This is a genomic window from Streptomyces sp. NPDC059909, assembly GCF_042730885.1.
GTDB lineage: Bacteria > Actinomycetota > Actinomycetes > Streptomycetales > Streptomycetaceae > Streptomyces.
Map to the genome: position 1 here is coordinate 1 of NZ_JBHWKX010000185.1, position 2,726 is coordinate 2,726.

Annotated in this window: 3 protein-coding genes; all 3 read left to right on the top strand. The window is 66.3% G+C overall.

The window, feature by feature from the left end; genetic code table 11:
- The coding region (locus ACFV9O_RS40000; RefSeq protein WP_385427932.1) for a hypothetical protein at positions 1-296 on the top strand (296 nt) is incomplete at its 5' end.
- Between the two features lie 257 nt (positions 297-553).
- The gene (locus ACFV9O_RS40005) at positions 554-2,050 is read left to right on the top strand and encodes a hypothetical protein (protein WP_385427935.1); all 1,497 of its coding nucleotides are present in this window, start codon (positions 554-556) and stop codon (positions 2,048-2,050) included.
- A 16-nt stretch (positions 2,051-2,066) separates the two neighbouring features.
- Positions 2,067-2,228: a hypothetical protein gene (locus ACFV9O_RS40010; protein WP_385427938.1), complete on the top strand. Its 162-nt coding sequence runs from the start codon at positions 2,067-2,069 to the stop codon at positions 2,226-2,228.
- Positions 2,229-2,726 lie beyond the last annotated feature (498 nt).

Consider the following 2,726-nt stretch of genomic DNA (forward strand, 5'->3'; position numbering starts at 1 on the left):
GTGACCAGTCCGGTGCCGGTCATCGCGGCGAGCAGGTGGACCTGGGTGCCGTCGGCGCGACGGGCGCCGCGCACGGTCTTGCCGTCCACGGCCAGCGAGTGACGGGGTTGCCGGGCTCGGTCCTGACCGGGTCGCGGGCGGCCGGGGTCGCGGGCAGCGAGCCAGGTGCCGATTGCCGTGTCGAGGGCATCGCCGTCCACGCGCTGCAGGACCCGGCGCACCGTGGCCTCGGCCGGAGCGGTGGGACCGGACGGTTCGCGACCCGGGCCGCCGAGAGCGGTGAGTACGGCGGGTGATGCGTCGGCGGCCCACTCCGTCTTCGTGAAAGCGCGAGGCTAAAGCCTGCTGGTCAGCCAGCCCATGTGAAGTCGACCGGGGTGATCCGATCCGTGTCCTCGTGTCATGGGTTGTCGTGGGTGGTGAGCGCGCAGGGTCCACGGATGCTGTCCGTGGACCCTGCGGCCCTTCGCGATCTTGCTCGCGGCCGGGGCGGTGCGTATGGTGCATGTTTTGACTGTTCACAGTACTTAGGTGGGGGTGCATGAGACAGATAGTGAGCCGCTTGGCGGTGCTGTGTACCGCTCTGTTTGCGGTGATCGCCATGTCGGCCGTGCAGGCACAGGCGGAAGCACGGCCGGTGCCCGTCACGGCCAGCGATAAGTACGCGCTCAAGTCCGTGGGCGCTGGCGGCCTTTACGTGTCGGCGGAAGTCATAAACAGCGGTGACACGGAGGGCATGCTGCGTGCGCGCAAGTCGGCGTCCTCTCCCGAAGGGCTGGGGTCCTGGGAGAAGTTCACGCTGCACACCGACGACAAGGGGTGGACCGTCACCCTGCGTTCGGAAGCAAACGGGAACTACGTCACGACTGAGCGGAACGACACCGGCAGCCACGAGAATATGCTCCGGGCCCGGGGCACGACCGTCGGCGAGTGGGAGAAGCTCCACCTTGAGAAGCAGACGGACGGTACGTACGCCCTGAAGGCCTGGACGAACGACGGCTACAAGTACGTGACCGCCGAGGTGCAGGACGCCGGAACCGACAGCGGGCTGCTTCGGGCACGGGCGGGCTCGGTGGGGTCCTGGGAGAAGTTCGAGCTCGTCTTCCTCGGCGAGGAGAACGCGAGCGACGAAGGGGGACGCCCCAGTCCCGCTTCCCCCGCACCAGCGGCCGACTTCCATGTGATGTCGTGGAATGTCTGCGCCAATAGCAACGATAAGTGCCTGAACTTCCGGGTAGAAGGCGCGGACCTGGGGAGCCAGATCGCTGCCCGGTTGGGCTCCGAAGCGGAGGCGAAGCAGTACCGTGCCGTCTTTCTCCAGGAGCTCTGCGAGTCGCACGCCAAGGAAATTGAGAAGGCGCTGGAGACCAAGACGGATACCGGATGGGACGTACGCTTCGCCCCCATCAAGTACACCGTCGACGGTTCATCCGTGAAGGCTGCCAAGACCTGCCACAACGCCGGGTCGGAGGCATCGGGCTGGAAGGACCGGGGCGCCTACGGCATCGCCCTCGCGGTGCCGGACTCCAACGTCTGGTACACGTCGTACGACCTGCCCTCGCCGCAGAACCAGACCATCGACGGCAAGTGGGAGCGTATGGAACAGCGGACCGCCATGTGCGCTGTTCTCCCGAACGAGGCCCTGCAGTTCTGCGCGGCCCACTTCAGCTCCGGCGGGGCAAAGGAGGACCCGGAGGGGTTGAAGCGCAGGGAACAAGGCGCGAAGCTGCAGGAGATCGTCCATTCGTACACTCCGGCCGGCTATCGGACCGTCTACGGCGGCGATTTCAACTCTGTCCCGCCGGACTCCGCCTCGCCGGACACTCCCAAGGACGTAATGACGTCCGCCTACGCGGCGGACAAGGAATGCGACGAGGGGGAGTCGAGCACTCGGCCGCGCGACGGTCAGGTCACGAAGCCGTTGGACGGCCGAAGCATCAAGATCGACTACTTGTTCGGTCCATCCTCCGCGATCATCTCGGCATGCGACGTGACCGCTGACGCGGGGCAGTCGGACCACTATCCGATCAAGACGCGCTTCCAGATCTGAGAGCAGTAACGCGACCTTGGTCCAGAACGCCCCGCAGGTGTTCCGGACCAAGGTCCGACTGGCCTGTACGGTGCCGAAAGGCGGCAGCCTGGAAGGGCGCAAACTGCTGGCGCTCCTGGCAGCGACTCCGGCTTCGGCGTACGCCACGACGATGACCATCCCGAGCGTGGTCGCGTAGTACACAACCCGAGCAGAGCCCTCGCGGTAGTCGCGCAGCAGTGGGCTGTTCGGCAGCGGATCGCCGATCTTCGGGTTGATGGAGATGGCGACCAGGAGCGGCTCGAGGCGCTGCAGGTCCTGATTGCTCATGGCCGCGAGCTGGCGTCCGGCCACTTCGTGGAAGGTGACGAGTGCGCGCCTGGGACACCGCTAAACGAAGGAAGTTGGAGACTGCGGGGCGTGTGGCGTGGGAGGGCGGCTGTTACTCTCGCGCGCGCATGGGGAGACAGGGAAGATGGGCAATCGGCGCCATTCTGGCGACTGTTGCGCTCGTCGGGGGAATCGCCATTGCAGTGGGCACCGATGATGCAGAGCTGACGGTCAGGGAGCGAGCGCAGCGCGACCTCGAGAAGGTTCTTGAGGCAGGGCGGCGTCGTTCAGGGGATCTGTCCGGTTTGATCACGTGATGCCGAGGGTGGTCAGTGGTCGGGTGGCGTCTCGGGAGTGCTTGCGCAGG